At 41.4% G+C, this 15,885-nt stretch carries 18 protein-coding genes and 1 rRNA gene; 1 reads left to right on the top strand and 18 read right to left on the bottom strand.

Annotation, left to right across the window (positions count from 1 at the left end; genetic code table 11):
• Positions 1 to 123: 123 nt before the first annotated feature.
• From yabG to metG, 6 genes are all read right to left on the bottom strand, one after another.
• Complete coding sequence (gene yabG / locus BLV00_RS20835; RefSeq protein ID WP_093046838.1) at positions 124 to 1,038, bottom strand: sporulation peptidase YabG; 915 nt, start codon at positions 1,036 to 1,038, stop codon at positions 124 to 126.
• 71 nt (positions 1,039 to 1,109) lie between these two features.
• Complete coding sequence (gene rsmA, locus BLV00_RS20830; protein ID WP_093046837.1) at positions 1,110 to 1,997, bottom strand: 16S rRNA (adenine(1518)-N(6)/adenine(1519)-N(6))-dimethyltransferase RsmA; 888 nt, start codon at positions 1,995 to 1,997, stop codon at positions 1,110 to 1,112.
• Positions 1,990 to 2,553 (bottom strand): ribonuclease M5, encoded by a 564-nt coding sequence (gene rnmV, locus BLV00_RS20825; RefSeq protein WP_093046836.1) that lies wholly within the window; start codon positions 2,551 to 2,553, stop codon positions 1,990 to 1,992. The genes rsmA and rnmV overlap by 8 nt, the downstream gene beginning before the upstream one ends.
• A gap of 105 nt (positions 2,554 to 2,658) precedes the next feature.
• Complete coding sequence (locus BLV00_RS20820) at positions 2,659 to 3,915, bottom strand: resuscitation-promoting factor (RefSeq protein ID WP_093046835.1); 1,257 nt, start codon at positions 3,913 to 3,915, stop codon at positions 2,659 to 2,661.
• 303 nt (positions 3,916 to 4,218) lie between these two features.
• A complete protein-coding gene (locus BLV00_RS20815; protein ID WP_093046834.1) occupies positions 4,219 to 4,989 on the bottom strand; it encodes a TatD family hydrolase in 771 nt (256 codons plus the stop codon).
• A 171-nt stretch (positions 4,990 to 5,160) separates the two neighbouring features.
• On the bottom strand, positions 5,161 to 7,110 hold the full coding sequence (metG, locus tag BLV00_RS20810) for a methionine--tRNA ligase (protein WP_093046833.1): 1,950 nt from the start codon (positions 7,108 to 7,110) through the stop codon (positions 5,161 to 5,163).
• Positions 7,111 to 7,594: 484 nt separating this feature from the next.
• On the opposite strand from metG, the gene BLV00_RS20805 reads away from it, so the two are divergent.
• Positions 7,595 to 7,870: a transition state genes transcriptional regulator AbrB gene (locus tag BLV00_RS20805; RefSeq protein ID WP_093046832.1), complete on the top strand. Its 276-nt coding sequence runs from the start codon at positions 7,595 to 7,597 to the stop codon at positions 7,868 to 7,870.
• Between the two features lie 133 nt (positions 7,871 to 8,003).
• On the opposite strand, the gene rsmI is transcribed toward BLV00_RS20805, so the two are convergent.
• The 12 genes from rsmI to rrf form a co-directional block, all read right to left on the bottom strand.
• The gene (gene rsmI, locus BLV00_RS20800; RefSeq protein WP_093046831.1) at positions 8,004 to 8,876 is read right to left on the bottom strand and encodes a 16S rRNA (cytidine(1402)-2'-O)-methyltransferase; all 873 of its coding nucleotides are present in this window, start codon (positions 8,874 to 8,876) and stop codon (positions 8,004 to 8,006) included.
• Complete coding sequence (locus BLV00_RS20795; protein ID WP_093046830.1) at positions 8,877 to 9,140, bottom strand: GIY-YIG nuclease family protein; 264 nt, start codon at positions 9,138 to 9,140, stop codon at positions 8,877 to 8,879.
• The gene (locus tag BLV00_RS20790; RefSeq protein WP_093046829.1) at positions 9,130 to 9,873 is read right to left on the bottom strand and encodes a tRNA1(Val) (adenine(37)-N6)-methyltransferase; all 744 of its coding nucleotides are present in this window, start codon (positions 9,871 to 9,873) and stop codon (positions 9,130 to 9,132) included. The genes BLV00_RS20795 and BLV00_RS20790 overlap by 11 nt, the downstream gene beginning before the upstream one ends.
• A 213-nt stretch (positions 9,874 to 10,086) precedes the next feature.
• The gene (gene yabA, locus BLV00_RS20785) at positions 10,087 to 10,440 is read right to left on the bottom strand and encodes a DNA replication initiation control protein YabA (protein WP_093046867.1); all 354 of its coding nucleotides are present in this window, start codon (positions 10,438 to 10,440) and stop codon (positions 10,087 to 10,089) included.
• A 16-nt stretch (positions 10,441 to 10,456) separates the two neighbouring features.
• Positions 10,457 to 11,284, bottom strand: coding sequence for a PSP1 domain-containing protein (locus BLV00_RS20780; RefSeq protein WP_093046828.1), 828 nt, complete (start codon positions 11,282 to 11,284; stop codon positions 10,457 to 10,459).
• 6 nt (positions 11,285 to 11,290) lie between these two features.
• Positions 11,291 to 12,277 carry a DNA polymerase III subunit delta' gene (gene holB, locus BLV00_RS20775; protein ID WP_093046827.1) on the bottom strand — a complete coding sequence of 329 codons (987 nt, stop codon included), beginning with the start codon at positions 12,275 to 12,277 and terminating at the stop codon, positions 11,291 to 11,293.
• 13 nt (positions 12,278 to 12,290) lie between these two features.
• The gene (locus BLV00_RS20770) at positions 12,291 to 12,731 is read right to left on the bottom strand and encodes a YaaR family protein (protein ID WP_093046826.1); all 441 of its coding nucleotides are present in this window, start codon (positions 12,729 to 12,731) and stop codon (positions 12,291 to 12,293) included.
• 18 nt (positions 12,732 to 12,749) lie between these two features.
• Entirely contained in the window at positions 12,750 to 13,079 is a 330-nt protein-coding gene (locus tag BLV00_RS20765) for a cyclic-di-AMP receptor (protein WP_093046825.1), read from the bottom strand.
• Between the two features lie 44 nt (positions 13,080 to 13,123).
• Positions 13,124 to 13,768 carry a dTMP kinase gene (gene tmk, locus BLV00_RS20760; RefSeq protein WP_093046824.1) on the bottom strand — a complete coding sequence of 215 codons (645 nt, stop codon included), beginning with the start codon at positions 13,766 to 13,768 and terminating at the stop codon, positions 13,124 to 13,126.
• A gap of 17 nt (positions 13,769 to 13,785) precedes the next feature.
• Positions 13,786 to 15,213 carry an aminotransferase class I/II-fold pyridoxal phosphate-dependent enzyme gene (locus BLV00_RS20755; protein WP_093046823.1) on the bottom strand — a complete coding sequence of 476 codons (1,428 nt, stop codon included), beginning with the start codon at positions 15,211 to 15,213 and terminating at the stop codon, positions 13,786 to 13,788.
• A gap of 110 nt (positions 15,214 to 15,323) precedes the next feature.
• Positions 15,324 to 15,506: a sigma factor G inhibitor Gin gene (locus BLV00_RS20750; RefSeq protein ID WP_028781754.1), complete on the bottom strand. Its 183-nt coding sequence runs from the start codon at positions 15,504 to 15,506 to the stop codon at positions 15,324 to 15,326.
• A 181-nt stretch (positions 15,507 to 15,687) separates the two neighbouring features.
• A 5S ribosomal RNA gene (gene rrf / locus BLV00_RS20745) occupies positions 15,688 to 15,801 on the bottom strand.
• Positions 15,802 to 15,885: the final 84 nt, after the last annotated feature.

Raw genomic sequence — 15,885 nt, 5'->3', positions numbered from 1 at the left:
AAAAAGGAAATTATATGTATAAAAAAATAAAACGCTCTCTGTCTCAAAACCCGCTTAGCCGAAAATGGTGATCAAAGGCATTCTTTGAACGTTTAAGGCAGCAATATTTCGAGACAGTGCGTTTTATATTTCAGGTGTAGTTCCTGATTCCGCTTCTGTCGCTTTTTCTTCCTCTTCAAGTATTTCTAATGACCGGTACGGCATACCGACACGAAGCAACCCACGCGTTTCTACACCACCCAGCCCTTCTTCACCAGTCAACGTATTCCGCAACACTTCACGGACATTGACTTTATCCATAAACGAGGTATAAGCAATACGCGCAACGATATACACTGGATCCAGCGCATGGATATTTATCCTTTTCGGTGAACTGGCGTAGTTCGCCCCGGCCTTAATCAACGATTCAAAATGAGACTGGCAGGCTCCTGCGAATACCACTGTTTGATCGAGATGAGAAGTTTTACTTCTGATTTCCCGTACCGTATCAACGAAATATTGGGAATGCCGGTAAGCACGTAAGTCACGGACAGTGCCCTTATTTTTTGAAAAAGAATCATGGCCGGTTATAACTACAATATCCGGTTGTATTTTTTCTAATAGTGCTCCAATTTGCAGTGGCATTTCCTTTTCATCCATATGGGTACCGTGGACCTGAAGTCCAAGCTGTTGGTAAAGTTGGATGCATTTTTTTAAGAAAAGCTGGTCTCCATCTACGTGCAGGACACGGGGGGATAGTTGAAAATAGTTATTTTCGTGCTGGTAGCCATCGGTCGATTCATGATCCCTTTTCTCTTTAAGAAGCTGATAATCCTGGCGAAACAATCGATATGAATAATCTTCTTGGACCTTAACCTTCTTCTTGTGCTGCCGATATTCTTCCCCTGTCACCTTTTTCAAATCAGCAAGCGGCGCATCTGCTTCTAGACGGAAATCTTCTCCAAATAAGAGGATACGGTCTCTGCTTACAGATTGGACGCGGAATAAGAGATCATGGTTATATGACCTGCGTGTAACCAGGTCCCCTTTGACAATCATGTTGCCACCACCTCACACATATCACTAACATAGCCTATGTGAAAGGCGTAAAGATGTGTATAGCAAGTATTTTAATTCGTTTCCGGCTCTTCATAAAGTAAATTAGCGAGAGTTGCGAATTCTTCCATGGTTAAAGACTCCCCACGACGGGAAGGGTCTATAGCAGACGCTGTCAGCTTATACCGGAGCTGTTCCTTATCAAACTTTCCTTTAAAATGACGGGATAAATTATTCATCAAAGTCTTGCGGCGCTGCCCGAAAGTCGCCTGTACGACCGTGAAGAAAAATTCCTCATCTGTCACCTGAACCGGCGGGGTATCTCGCAGGGTCAACTGCAGGACAGAAGAATCAACATTCGGCTGAGGCATGAACACAGTTTTCGGGACATTCATCACTACTTTAGCTTCCGTATAGTATTGAACCGCTATCGACAAAGACCCATAGCTTTTCGTATTAGGTGAGGCAGCCATACGGTCGGCAACTTCTTTTTGGATCATCACAGTAATGTTTTCTACAGGGAGACGTTCCATCAGTAACTTCATCAAGATAGGTGTCGTGATGTAATAGGGAAGATTAGCTACGATTTTCAAACTTTGCCCAGGTTCAAATTGCGTACGGATCACTTTATTAACATCGGCTTTTAAAATATCGTTGTTAATGATTGTTACATTTTCATAAGGGGAGAGCGTTTCTTCTAAAATCGGCACCAGACGCTGATCGATTTCGAATGCCACGACACGGTCGGCATGCCTTGCCAGTTGTTCTGTCAACGCTCCTATCCCCGGCCCTATCTCAATGGCACCAGAGTGGTCATCCACGCCTGCGTGCTGAACAATATTCTCTAATATATTGGCATCGATTAAAAAATTCTGTCCCAGACTTTTCTTAAAAGAAAATCCATATTGATTCAGAATCTCTTTCGTTCTCGTCGGGGTGGCGATCGCTTTTTGGTTACTCATCTTTTTCCTCCTGTATCAACACTTCCATCGTCTGTTCAAACTCTTGCTTAGAGATATGAAACATATTAAGCCGCTTCAATAACTGCTTGCCATTCGTTTTTCCTATGTTAAGAAGCTCTCCCAACCTATCCCTTCTATAGCCTGCGCGAGCTCCACCTAAAAGTCCATATGCGATTAAGTCGGATTTGGTTATCTCGGTTCCTGTTTTTTCAGTCAACTCATAAACAGACACCAAAGCATCCTGAATCGCTTCTATGGTAGCATGTTCAATTCCAAGTCCCTTATCAAATTTGGAGCGGGCCTGGTCTTTTGGTAAAAAAGCATGCTTACAGCCAGGAACTGCCTCAGAGATAATCGCACGGATTCTCTCCCCTGGAGCATCAGGGTCCGTAAAGATGATTACGCCCCGCTTTTCTTTTGCATGCCTGATTTGTTCAATGGTTTCCTTATTGATAGCAGATCCGTTCGATTCAATGGTATCCGCCTCAACAGCCTGCTTTACTTTTGCAGTATCATCTTTTCCTTCTACTACAATGATTTCTTTGATTTTTTTCAAACCTGTATTCCTCCGTGCACTCGCACTGTTTAATTGTTTTCAGCATACCACGAAACGATTACAAAAGAAAAAGCAGAGGAGTGACTCCCCTGCTTTCCTGTGCTATTACTCAAGGATTTTAACCTGAACAGTTTTTCTCCCAAAACTTAATGCATCACTTTTCGAAGACATGAACAAGTCAATCTTATTTCCGTTAATTGCTCCACCTGTGTCTCCAGCGATAGCGTTTCCGTAACCCTCAACCCATACACGCGTTCCTAATGGAATGACACTTGGATCGACCGCAATCACCTTAGCATCAGGATTTGCTTTCAAGTTGATGCCGGTTGCAGTAATGCCAGAACACCCTGAGCAGCTCGCCGTATAGGCAGTTGCGCTCATTTGCAACGTTTTAACTTCGCTTTCTGAGCTGCTCCGTGATACTGTGCTGTCACTATCGTTGCTGCTTGATTCAGTTTTACTGGTATTATTGGAAACAGTAGTCACTGTTTGCTTTTCCGGCTGTTTGGTACCAATCGCTACAATTTTATTTTTGCTATCTTTCTTATTTTCTTCTTTAATCAGTTTACGATTGACTTCTTCGCCGTTTTTCAAGGTCACTTCATACTTTTTAGTGACAAGGCCTTTTTCACCATCAGATACGACCTTTCTTTTTCCTTTCAAAAGTGAACTATCCTGTTTAGTTACTACAGAAAAGTCAATTTCTTCTTCTACCACATCTGTAACTTTTTCTACACGTGTGATATGTATTGGAGTCTCTCCATTAAGTTGTTTGGACTTCTTCGGTTTCAATTCATCCAGCTTCCCAAGTTCGATTTTCTGGTCTTCAAGAAAATCACCTACGGTTGAAGCTGTCGTCCATACTTTTTTCTTTTTCCCACCATCATGGATGGTAACCGGGAAAGCTTTGTCTACTTCAATATTCATATTTGCTTGGATAGGAGCATCCTGCTTATGCGAGACCTCATCACGATCTTTAAAGCTGAGGTTTTGTTCGTTGAAAAATTCTCCTACGGTTTCTGTAGTTGTATAATATTCTTTTTGTTCACCATCAATGACTACTTGAACCGGTTGAGCAGTTTGATAATCTACTTCCATTCCGTCAGCTAAAGCAGTACTTTCCGGATGAGATAATTCATCATATTCTGAGATGTCAATGTCTAGTGTTTGCAGGAGTTCACCAACTGTATTCGCATGTGTGCGTACTTGAGTTGGTTCACCGTTATTATTTACGATGACTTCTGCTTTTGTTGCTTCATGAGTTATAACACCAAGTAAGGCAAACAATACGACGCTGCTAATAATAGTCAGAACCATCGTGGCTTTCGAAGCTGGCAACAGCTTTGAAAATATTTTTTTCATGCCTTCTTGCCTCCTTTTTTGATAAAAAGCCTTAACAAATAAATGCGTATCTACAAAACCAAGCCAGCAGGCCCGTTTACACAATACCCAATATACACGTCCGACAAATGAAATAACATAACAAGCATGTTACAATTCTCATACATTTGTATAATAAAATAGGCATAAATACCCTTTATTTCAAAAAATGACATGGATACGACAATCTAATGCAATCTTTTACAAGACATTTTACCTAAGGAGAAAATAAAAAAAACGCCCTACATTATGAAGGGCGGTGAAAATTTGTTCTTTACAAATCAATCATTCCTTTATATTAAAGAATTTCAAAGCATTTCTAGTCGTTTTTTCGCTTACTTCTTCCAATGAAACGCCTTTCAATTCAGCAATTTGTTCTGCCACTAATTTGACATAAGCAGGTTCATTTCGTTTTCCGCGGTTTGGATGGGGAGCTAAAAATGGACAATCGGTTTCTACAAGTAAGTGATCGAGGTCAATCGCCTCTGCAACTTCTTTCGGCCGCTTGGCATTTTTAAAAGTAACTGGTCCTCCCAGTGAAATCATAAAATTCATTTTCACGCATGCTTCAGCGATTTCTACAGAGCCACTGTAGCAATGCATGATACCACCGACTTCTTCTGCTTTTTCTTCTTTCAAAATATCCACGATATCCTGAGTCGCTTCCCGGTTATGAATGATGATGGGCATATTCACTTTTTTTGCTAATTGTATCTGTTTACGAAATACTTCTTTTTGGACATCTGCCGGGGATTTATCCCAGTGGTAATCCAGCCCCATTTCACCTAAAGCCACTACCTTAGAGTGGGAAGATAACTCTTCAATCCAGTCCAGATCGGTCTCTTCCATATCGATAGCATCTACGGGGTGCCAGCCTACAGCAGCATAGATATTATGATGCGACTCGGCGATTTCAATCGCTAGTGGGATGGTTTCACGGTCGAATCCTACTACCACCATATATTCAACGCCTTCCTCTTTTGCGCGCTGAATCACTTCCTCGCGGTCTTCTTCGAATTGTCTGGCATTCAAATGGACATGCGTATCAAATAACATCGTTACAACCACCTTTTAACAATTATTTACTTTATTAGGATAACTCGTCCTGTCGCCAAGTCCTTATGGCAAAAGCCTAAATGTTTCTGATACTTTCATCCTTTAACAAAGTTAAACTTTCTTAAAGTGCAAGAAGGGAAAGCCATTTATCAGCTTTCCCTTTTTGAGATTCTATTTAACTTTCGCCCCATTCTTCAAGGTCTGGTCAATGGAGGCCAAGGCCAGTTTGCCGCTTTCATCTTCACCAGCTAAAATCATGCCCTGGGAAAGCTCGCCACGAAGTTTTACAGGCTTTAAGTTCGTAATACAAATCACTTTTTTACCTACCAGCTCTTCCGGTTTATAGTGTTCAGCGATGCCGGATACAACCTGGCGCTTTTCATAACCTAAATCCAGTTGGATTCTTAGCAGCTTATCGGCTTTTTCCATTTTATCAACCTGAGTAACCTCGGCCACACGAAAGTCCAGTTTCATGAAGTCGTCAATGGTGACTTCCTGCTGTTCTTCTTTCTTAGGCTCTGGTTTGTCAGGTTCAGGCTTTTTCATCATTTCTTTTATTGTTTGAATTTCGACTTCTGCATCCAGTCTAGGGAAAATAGGATCATCTTTTTGGACCTTTGTCCCTTCAGGGAGCATACCGATTTGACTCAAGCTGTTCCATTCCTTCAATTCCTCTTGCTCTATCCCCAGCTGCTTAAAGATTTTCTCCGGCGTCTGGGTCAGGAAAGGCTGTAACATAATCGCGATATGACGTAATGACTCAGCGAGGTGTGCCATGACATTACCAAGACGTTCTTTCTTACTTTCATCCTTCGCCAGTACCCACGGCTGTGTTTCATCGATATATTTATTGGTACGGCTGACAAATGTCCAAAGTTGTGAAAGAGCTACCGAAAACTCCATATTCTCCAGGTTCTCTTCTACTTGGTCTTTCGTATCTTTCGCCAGCTGCTCCAGGTTTTCATCAAATGGGTCTTCCCCGGTTCGGAAGGCAGGTATTTCACCATCAAAGTATTTACTGATCATCGCCACCGTACGGTTCAGTAAGTTCCCTAAATCATTGGCGAGGTCATAATTGGTACGTTCGACAAACCCTTCCGGCGTGAATACACCATCAGAACCGAACGGAACTTCACGAAGCAAGTAATAACGCAGTGCATCAAGACCATAGCGGTCAATCAGTTTGACCGGATCCACGACATTCCCTTTTGATTTGGACATTTTACCGTCTTTCATCAAAATCCAGCCGTGAGCAAATACCTTCTTTGGCAATGGCAAGTCTAAGGCCATCAACATAATCGGCCAGTAAATAGTATGGAATCGTACAATTTCTTTACCAACCAAATGAACGTCTGCCGGCCAATACTTTTGGTAGCGTTCGTCCTGGTCTGTACCATAACCAAGCGAAGTGATGTAATTGCTGAGTGCATCAATCCATACATAAATGACATGCTTGGCATTACCAGGTACTTGGACACCCCAGTCAAATGTTGTACGAGAAACCGCCAAATCTTCTAATCCTGGCTTAATAAAATTATTGATCATTTCATTTTTGCGGCTTTCCGGCTGGATGAACTCTGGATTTTCTTCATAAAACGCCAGCAGTTGATCGACATACTTGCTCATCTTGAAGAAATAAGATTCTTCTTTGACCTTTTCTACCGCTCCCCCACAGTCCGGGCACTTTCCATTATCTAATTGACGCTCGGTAAAAAAAGATTCACAAGGCGTGCAATACCAGCCTTCATACTGATCCAGGTAAATATCTCCCTTTTCAAGTAGGTGAGAGAAGATCTTTTCGACAATGTCTTTATGGCGATCTTGAGTGGTGCGGATAAAATCGTCATAAGAAATATCCAGCTTCCCCCAAAGATCCTTGATTCCAGTTACTATCTCATCTACATAGGTTTGAGGGGTCACGTCTTTCTCTTTCGCTTTACGCTGAATCTTTTGACCGTGTTCATCCGTTCCAGTCAAGTACATGACATCAAACCCTTGTAATCGTTTATATCTAGCCATCGCATCCCCAGCTACAGTAGTGTAAGCGTGACCGATATGCAGATTACCACTTGGATAGTAAATTGGTGTTGTAATATAAAAGGTGTTTTTTTCTTCAGGCATCCTTTTCCCTCCTCGACTATATTCGAAAGACTATAGTTAGCCTTCATTGAATAACTTTCCGTATCTCCTTATTGTATCGATTTATAAAGAGGATTTCCATTCCTAGCAACAAAATATACCATAGAATACATTTTCGAGGTGAAAAATTAAAAGTATCGCAAACATTTTTTACTTTTCTTGTCGAAACACCCCCATATACTGACAGAATTTTGTCGAATGCTATTGGCGGAAACCAGGTTAAGGTTTTGAGGTAATTGTAATATTCTTTCAAAAATGTTACATAATACAATTCTTTAATATCCTCCGAATCCCAATATGGGTCAATACACTAGTCAATAAATACTACATATAGTATCCTTGATGGTTTGATGTAATTGATAAAATGGAAAATTAAAGAATTGACATAGCTGGGAAAGGTTGGTACTATTACCTTAGACAGATGTCGAAATCTGGCGAAAATTTTTGATTGAGGGGAGAAACAAAAATGAAATCTACTGGTATTGTAAGAAAAGTTGATGAACTTGGACGCGTGGTTATTCCTATCGAGCTACGTCGCACCTTAGGAATAAACGAGAAAGACGCATTGGAAATCTATGTCGATGATGATCGTATCGTACTTAAGAAATACAAGCCAAACATGACTTGTCATGTTACTGGCGAGGTATCCGAGGACAATCTTTCCCTCGCGAATGGCAAACTGGTTCTAAGCCGTGAAGGTGCGAACAAACTGATGAAAGAAATTCAAGACAGCATGAAATAATTAAAAACAAAAAAAGAGACCCACACAAAAAGAGAACGGTCTCGCAAAAAGGCACGGACTGAACCGACTGGCAGTCCGTGCTTTTTTATTTTTCGTTTTTTAAAATTTGATTTAGTCAGGGAAACTCCAATAATTAATCCCCTACATGGTAGACCTGGTATACTTCACGTTTAGGAAGCTTACGATCACTGGCTACTTGCTTTATTGCTTGTTTACTGGAATAATCTTTTTCTTTGATATAATGTTCGACATGCTCGATTACAGATAAACTGCTCCACCACAATATATGTTCCGCTACTTCTTCTTTGTTCCCTTCTACTACAATACAAAACTCCCCCCGGAGCTCATTATTCTCGGCCCACTCCAACGCTTCGGCTAAACTGCCACGCACATATTCTTCATAGCGTTTCGTCAACTCTCTGGACAATGCAGCTTTTCGGTTTCCAAACACGCCCTGCAGCCCTTTCAATGTTTCTTTCAAGCGATGGGGTGATTCGTAAAATACCAGTGTGGAGCGGAATCCCTTTAGTGCTTCCAATTCTTGGTCCCGATCCTTTTTCTTCCTTGGCAGAAAGCCATAAAAGTGAAAATGTTCCGTTTCCAAACCAGAACCGACCAAAGCACATAAAGCAGCGTTCGCTCCTGGTAATACAACGACAGGAATGTTGCGATGAATTGCGGCTTGAATAAGATCGTATCCCGGATCAGAAATTCCAGGCATACCCGCATCGCTTACCACTGCAAGGTCCTGGCCATTTTCCAAGACATCCATCAACTCATTTTCCCTGACATGTTTATTATGCTCGTGGTAGCTTATTAAGGGAGTATGGATATCGAAATGGCTTAACAATTTTTTGGTATTACGAGTATCTTCTGCTGCAATTTTAGCAGCCTCTGTTAAAATGCGGACAGCTCGGAAGGTCATGTCCTCAAGGTTACCAATCGGGGTTGGTACAATATAAAGGATGCCGTATTCAGACGTTCGAAAACTTTTTTGTATTTCCATTTAAACTCCCTCATTTTTTAAAGCAATCAATGCTTCTTTTTTGGAACGGCTCCATTGCTTTATTTGAAACTCCCTTTGCAACGCTGCGGTTTTCGTATTACACCGTTCATAAAATACTAACTCGAAAGGGCCACGTCCTCTGGTGTATTTAGCGCCTTTACCGCTTTCATGCTTAGCCAGACGCTGATACAAATCATTGGTATACCCCGTATAAAGGGTACCGTCTTTACATTTCAATATATATACAAAATGATCACTTGCCATAAATAATCTTCCTCAGTTCATCCGTATATTCTCCTCCATCGGTGAAGGCATAAAGAGGCGGGAGATTTTTCAAATCGGCATTGCCATCTCTGATTCCTTCCACTAACAGGACATTAGCTTCTCTTCCCATTTTGGGATATACCAGCCGGAGCCGCTTCGGTTCAATCCGATACTTACGGAAGAGTGTCAATATATCTGCCATTCGTCCGGGGCGATGCACCATGGATACTTTCCCCCCAGAGCGAACCAGTTGACTGCATGAGCGGACGACATCTTCAAGGGAACAATATATCTCATGACGGGCAATTGTTAAATAATCATTCAAATTCTGCTCTTTTTTCCTGGGTGTAGGAAAATAAGGAGGGTTAACGGTCACCAAATCGAATTTTCGGTTGCCGTATCGTGCAGGCATATCCTTCAAGTCACCATGTATCATTTCCAATTGATCATCTAAACCGTTGAGCTCGACATTGCGCACCGCCATATCATATAGCCTTTCTTGAATTTCCACCCCTGTTATTTGGGCTTTCGAACGGCAGGACAGGAGCAGGGGAATGACGCCATTCCCTGTACACAAGTCAATGATTTTCCCCCTTTTGATTGGAACGTAGGTGAAGTCAGCGAGCAAAACAGCATCCAGGGAAAATGCAAATGCGGTCGGGCTTTGGATGATCTGCATGTTTTCCTTAGCCAATAAATCATCGATACGTTCATCATTTTTCAATTCAACCATCTGTTTCCAGCTACCTTTCATGCTCATTTCTATTGAATAAGTCTTTTTAAACATACTTAACGGTTTCGTTAACAAAATTCAGCAAAGGGATCCAGGGAAATTGATCGCTTTCTGGGAAAAGGGCGTTCATTTCTTCCCCTATCAACATTTCTGAGTAAATATCTGCGGTAAAAAGAAAGCCTCTCCTTATGGCAAGGAAAGGCGGTGTTCTGTTTATTTTTTCTTGTTTAGGAAAGATAGACAGAACAAACAATCTTCATCTCTTGGACTGCCAAAATGTAAGTTGCAAATATGGAAACCTTCTTCATAAAGGCGGGCAAGGTTATCATAACCTTCCCCTACATAAGAGTCCTTGGAATGGCTCTTTTCCTTTGATGTCTCCTGCTGGGCAGGCGATGCTGCCTCCCGATCCAGTCGCTTTCTTAAATGGTGGTTCTCCAGTGATAAATGCTGATTTTCCTCTAAAAGGTGAGCCAACTGTGTTTTCAAATCACCTAATTGCTGATAAAGCTCTCCAATTTGTGATTCTAAATGGGATACTTGTTCAAAAATTTCTTTCTTGTTCACGCTTCCTTCCACCCCGTCATTCTGTGGCTTGGGTTGAAACGGCTCCTTCATCAATCAAATCCTGCAACGTATATTCCAGGGTACGTTCAAGTTCAGGAAATTCAATTTGAACAAGACGTTCCAGCATATTGATTCCAACTACTTTTCCTTTACCCATAGAAGTGGTAATCCGCTGACCTAGGTCAGGGAGTTCACGTTTAGCTGCTTCATAATCATCATTTTCATATTTTAAGCAGCACATCAAACGTCCACATAATCCGGATATTTTTGCCGGGTTCAGCGAAAGGTTCTGATCCTTTGCCATTTTGATAGATACTGGTTCAAAATCACCAAGGAATGTGGAACAGCATAACATCCTTCCGCAAGGTCCAATGCCTCCAAGCAATTTTGCTTCATCCCGGACACCGATCTGACGCAGCTCGATTCTGGTCTTAAATACGGAAGCCAAATCCTTTACCAGGGTCCGGAAATCGACCCGGCCGTCTGCGGTGAAGTAAAATATCACCTTGTTACGGTCAAATGTATATTCCACATCCACAAGCTTCATATCAAGCTTATGGTCTTTTATTTTTGCTTCACAGACAGTATAGGCTTCTTTTGCATTTTCCTTATTCTCAGTCACCGTCAATTTATCTTTTTCGTCTGCAATCCGGATGACTTTTTTCAAAGGCAATACAATATCTTCCTCATCCACCTGCCTGTTAGCAATGACGACTTTACCGAATTCAATACCGCGGACTGTTTCCACGATTACATAATCATCGGTTGTCATCTGAATGTTCCTTGGGTCAAAATAATATATTTTACCCGCTTGCTTGAAGCGGACGCCTATCACTTCGATCAATTATGATCACCTCTTCAAGTGAAGTGTAAGTTGTTCCATCACAAGTGTAGGATGGACATTCTGATTTATCTTCCGCTTCGCCTCAAGGATCGATGATAAGCCTCTTACCGCGCTTTGGCGAGACCAGGACATGGACATTTGCTCCATCCTATCTCTTTCTTGTGAGTAAATGATAGCCTCTTCTCTTTCCAACTCGTAATTGATCAAGTCTTTAAACCAGAACATTAACAAGTCTAAACCGCGTTGAAGCTGTTCTCTTTCCTTAAAATGAGGCATCCACTGATGATTGATAAATAAAAGCGCTTCATTGGGTTTATTGTTCAGCACTTCTATTAATTGTATCACTAATTTTCGTGCATTAGCAAACCAATCATCGGCATTAATTTCTAATGCTTCCGATAAATTGTTAGTCATTTGAGAGAGTAACTTCGCAGTAGATTCACTTACACCTTCACCGGTAAGTTTTTCTTCGACATTTTGAGCGTTGAGGGGCTGGAATGCCATCAATTGACACCGGGAACGAATCGTATCAAGAATCGCATGACTGTTTTCAGTCAGCAGCATGGCCGTCGTTTGTTTACTGGGCTCCTCTAAAAATTTAAGGAGCCGATTTGCAGCGTTGACCGTCATTTTATCTGCACTTTCAACAATATATACTTTTTGATTCGATTCAAGGCCCGTATAAGTGAATTCTTTTTGGAGGTGAAGAATTTGATCTTTTTTTATCGACTGCCCATCCGGCTTGATCCAATGGACATCAGGATGATTTCCAGATTCAATTCTTTTACATGCATTACATCGATGACATGGCTCTGCACCGTCTCGGTTCGGACAAAAAATCGCTTTCGTAAATAGCAGGCCTATCTCTCTTTTTCCAGTTCCTTGTGAACCCTGAAAAAGATAGGCATGTGAAATACGGTTCTTTTTAAAACTATTAATCAGCATTTTACTGACTAGGGGCTGGATCTGTTTCATGTCTTCCCATGTATGCATAATGATTCCGTCCTTAAGTATACAAATTGATTAATAAACCCTTGATTTCTCCAACAATCCCTAAGATGTCAATGGACCTTTTTTCTTGAACGACCACTGTATCCGTCAATTCTTTCAGCTTCTCATCGATCGAGTCAATAGTGGTAAGTTTCCGAGGTTGTCCATCCATATTCCAGCTATGTGAATGCTTCAGGTTCATCCCGTGCTGAACAGATTCTTGAAGAAAGTCTTTGATCATTCGCTTATATTTTGCTAAATCCCGGAAGGAACGATGCCGGGCGACACGTTCCCCTTGTGCAGTGATATCTTTTATTAATTTTCCCAGTTCCTGCTCTTTCAACTTTTGGTTTTGGGACTGCACGAGTGCATCAAATTCCTTCCGTCCTTTTACATTAGTGGGAGAGGGTTTTTGCGCGGCATCTACTTGTGCCCGTATATCCTGACTGATCTTCATTATGAAAAACCCCTTTCCCTAAAATTGGAAGTAAGATTCAACGGGTAATATAAACACGGTAGCACCACCGACTTCTACTTTCACTGGTTTAGGTATATAGGAATCTGCATTCCCGCCCATTGGAGAAATCGGTGCTACCATCTGTTCCCTCTGACTGCAATTATCTTTGATAATTTCCAAAGCCTCATCGACCGACTCATCATTGCACCCGATCATTAATGTTGTATTTCCAGCTTTCAGGAATCCACCGGTTGTAGCCAGTTTTGTCGACTGAAAATTATTCTCTGCTAATGCATCTGTCAGACGACTACTGTCTTTATCTTGAATAACCGCAATGATCATTTTCATAATGTTGTAGCCTCCTGTTTCCTTTTTTTACATTATACCAAATATCACCTGTCCCCATTACTGTCTGGTATATATGGATGGAGTTTTGCTAACACATCCTTTTGCACAGTTTCGAATGACTGAGAGGCATCGATAACATGGATACGTTCCGGGAACTTCTTGATCAACATTTGATAAGCTTCATAAACGCTTTGGTGGAAATCTAGCTTTTCCAAATCCAGCCGGTTCTGCTCCCTACCCTTATTAGCAGCGATTCTCTGAAGGCCTTCTTCCGGTGAAATATCAAAGAATAATGTAACGTCAGGCATGCAATTTTCAATGGCAAATTGGTTGATTTGGAATACTTCCTCTATGCCAAGTCCACGGGCATGTCCTTGATAAGCCAGACTGCTGTCGACAAAACGGTCGCAAAGAACAATTTTCCCTTGTTTAAGAGCAGGTAATACTTTCTCGACCAGATGCTGTCGCCGTGCTGCAGCATATAATAGGGCTTCTGTACGCCCGTCCATAGCCGTATGTGCTGGATCTAAAATAATCTGGCGAATTTTTTCTGCAATTTCTATTCCTCCTGGTTCCCTGGTAGCCAGTACGTCATATCCTTCTTGTTGTAATTTCTGGGAGAGCGCCTGGAGGATCGAGGTCTTCCCGGCACCTTCTCCGCCCTCAAACGTTATAAATAATCCTTTCACACTCATTCTCCTCAAATCTATTGAAAGGTGATAACTCCTGTTTCTATCTGCTCATTGTGGAAACGGGCACCCTGTTCAAGTAATAACCTAATCAGTTCTACATGCTGTATGGTAATCTTTTCCCCTTTAACTAGTAATGGAATACCTGGCGGATAAGGTACCACAGGTTGTGCAACAACCTTACCAACTGCCTTTGACCACTTCACAAATGTGGTTTGCATCGTTTTCATTTCTTCGTAGGAATATAGCAATTCCTGAATTTTGGAAGGGAATAAGACTCTACCCTTTATTGTAGCATGCTTTGAAGTCGTTTTTAATTGCTCATTTACAGTAGCGATACACTTCTTCAAACTGGAAAGCTCAGCGTATTCTCCAATACCCATAATAAGCAGTACCTGGTTAGAATCCGCCAACTCAGGATATATTCCTGTTTGTTCTAGTAAGCCCGCCAATTGGAAACCTGTCCACCCTTGATCCGCATGCAAAACTATTTTCAATGGATCATCTTGATCACTGACTGGTAGAACCGTCCATCCGTCCCCTTCCACCAGGATTCTTCGGACATTTTCTGTATGATCAAGCGCTTTTTCTACATTTTTTTTAGTTGTATTAGCTAAAAAATGCCGGGCTAAGTCCAAACTTGCCATTAGCGGGTAGGAAGGACTACTGGACTGTACCACTTGAAGAAAATAACATAATTTTTCTAGATTGATGCGACCTTTCAGTCCATGTATAAAAGAAGCCATCGTCATGGCAGGCGCCATTTTATGAGCGGACTGTACCACGACATCCGCCCCGGCTGTCAAAGCTGGTGTTGGAAACGGAGGGCCTAAGTGAAAATGTACACCGTGTGCTTCATCTACCAGCACTGGGACATCATGTGCATGGGCTGTACTAATAATGTTTTCTATCTCATAGGTTCGCCCAAAATAATCCGGGTAAGTCAGTATCAACCCTTTTGCCTTTGGAAAACGGACTAATGCTTTCTCTACCAAATCTATTTCCATTTTGCTGTATCGCTTTGTATCCTCCTCATAAGCTGGGGACAAAAAGACGGGCTGAGCCCCTGCTAATTCCAATCCATGCAGAATTGATTTATGACAATTTCGCTGGACAAGAATTTGATCTCCCGTCTTACACACAGAGAGAATCATTGCTAAATTCCCCGCAGTACTACCATTTACTAAAAAGTAGGAGAAATCACTTTTAAAGAAATCGGATGCCAATGTCTGCGCTTGTTGAATTACACCATGAGGGTCGTGCAAGTCATCCATACCTGTTATCTCGGTAAAATCGAGGGAGAGAATAGAACGGAAGTCTTCATATCCTCGCTCTGAAAATATTCTTCCGTTTTTATGGCCTGGAACATGAAAAGAATCGTAACTCTTGTTTTTATAGTAATGCAGCTTATCGTATAGCGGCGTTTCTGTTTGATCAAGATTCATCGAGCTTCACCTTCTCCGTGCAATTGAAAAATCTATTTTATCTTACCTAACTCATGGATGGAATACAAACAAAAAAAGATCTTCGCTTCTTTGCAAAGATCTTTTTAATTTTATGAATGTATTTTGGTTGGCGTGATATTCTTTAGCTTATTGATGTAAAAAGAATATCTAGCATCGCCTGGTTCTGTTTCTAAAATTTCTTTTTCACAAGATTCACAAATGAATAATTGATAGATATGAATGCCCTCTGTCGTATTACGGTCACATATGCCACAGCGGTTGATTGTTTTCATCTTTCCACCTCCATGGCATTAGTATGTGCAAATCTATCATCTCTTATACTATTTTTTAGTTGGTATTTTTAAAAGGGCATATGATTTAATAGGATCTAATGAAATTTTCATCTTTCGCTAACAGAATTTTATATACAAGCAAAAACCCGGAAGCCTTGGAAGACTTCCGGGTTTCTTGATTGCCTAGCGGCGTCCTACTCTCACGGGGATAAACCCGACTACCATCGGCGCTGGAGAGCTTAACTGCTGTGTTCGGCATGGGAACAGGTGTGACCTCTCCGCTTTCGCCACTAGACCTTGATTATGCAATTGAGGTAAACCCTCAAAACTAGATAAGCAACATTCAACGATTCAACTGCTTCACGAATTGTATTAGTTA

The organism is Thalassobacillus cyri, from assembly GCF_900107755.1.
Classification (GTDB): Bacteria; Bacillota; Bacilli; order Bacillales; family Halobacillaceae; genus Thalassobacillus; species Thalassobacillus cyri.
The sequence above is the reverse complement of the archived record's forward strand: the minus strand, read 5'-3'. Positions and strand labels throughout refer to the sequence as shown.

Excerpts from the sequence above, each read along its gene's own strand:
- yabG (WP_093046838.1), bottom strand. The coding sequence starts at position 1,038 with ATGATTGTCAAAGGGGACCTGGTTACACGCAGGTCATATAACCATGAT.
- rsmA (WP_093046837.1), bottom strand. The coding sequence starts at position 1,997 with ATGAGTAACCAAAAAGCGATCGCCACCCCGACGAGAACGAAAGAGATT.
- BLV00_RS20820 (WP_093046835.1), bottom strand. The coding sequence starts at position 3,915 with ATGAAAAAAATATTTTCAAAGCTGTTGCCAGCTTCGAAAGCCACGATG.
- BLV00_RS20815 (WP_093046834.1), bottom strand. The coding sequence starts at position 4,989 with ATGTTATTTGATACGCATGTCCATTTGAATGCCAGACAATTCGAAGAA.
- metG (WP_093046833.1), bottom strand. The coding sequence starts at position 7,110 with ATGCCTGAAGAAAAAAACACCTTTTATATTACAACACCAATTTACTAT.
- BLV00_RS20805 (WP_093046832.1), top strand. The coding sequence starts at position 7,595 with ATGAAATCTACTGGTATTGTAAGAAAAGTTGATGAACTTGGACGCGTG.
- rsmI (WP_093046831.1), bottom strand. The coding sequence starts at position 8,876 with ATGGAAATACAAAAAAGTTTTCGAACGTCTGAATACGGCATCCTTTAT.
- BLV00_RS20795 (WP_093046830.1), bottom strand. The coding sequence starts at position 9,140 with ATGGCAAGTGATCATTTTGTATATATATTGAAATGTAAAGACGGTACC.
- BLV00_RS20790 (WP_093046829.1), bottom strand. The coding sequence starts at position 9,873 with ATGGTTGAATTGAAAAATGATGAACGTATCGATGATTTATTGGCTAAG.
- holB (WP_093046827.1), bottom strand. The coding sequence starts at position 12,277 with ATGCATACATGGGAAGACATGAAACAGATCCAGCCCCTAGTCAGTAAA.
- BLV00_RS20770 (WP_093046826.1), bottom strand. The coding sequence starts at position 12,731 with ATGAAGATCAGTCAGGATATACGGGCACAAGTAGATGCCGCGCAAAAA.
- BLV00_RS20765 (WP_093046825.1), bottom strand. The coding sequence starts at position 13,079 with ATGAAAATGATCATTGCGGTTATTCAAGATAAAGACAGTAGTCGTCTG.
- BLV00_RS20755 (WP_093046823.1), bottom strand. The coding sequence starts at position 15,213 with ATGAATCTTGATCAAACAGAAACGCCGCTATACGATAAGCTGCATTAC.
- BLV00_RS20750 (WP_028781754.1), bottom strand. The coding sequence starts at position 15,506 with ATGAAAACAATCAACCGCTGTGGCATATGTGACCGTAATACGACAGAG.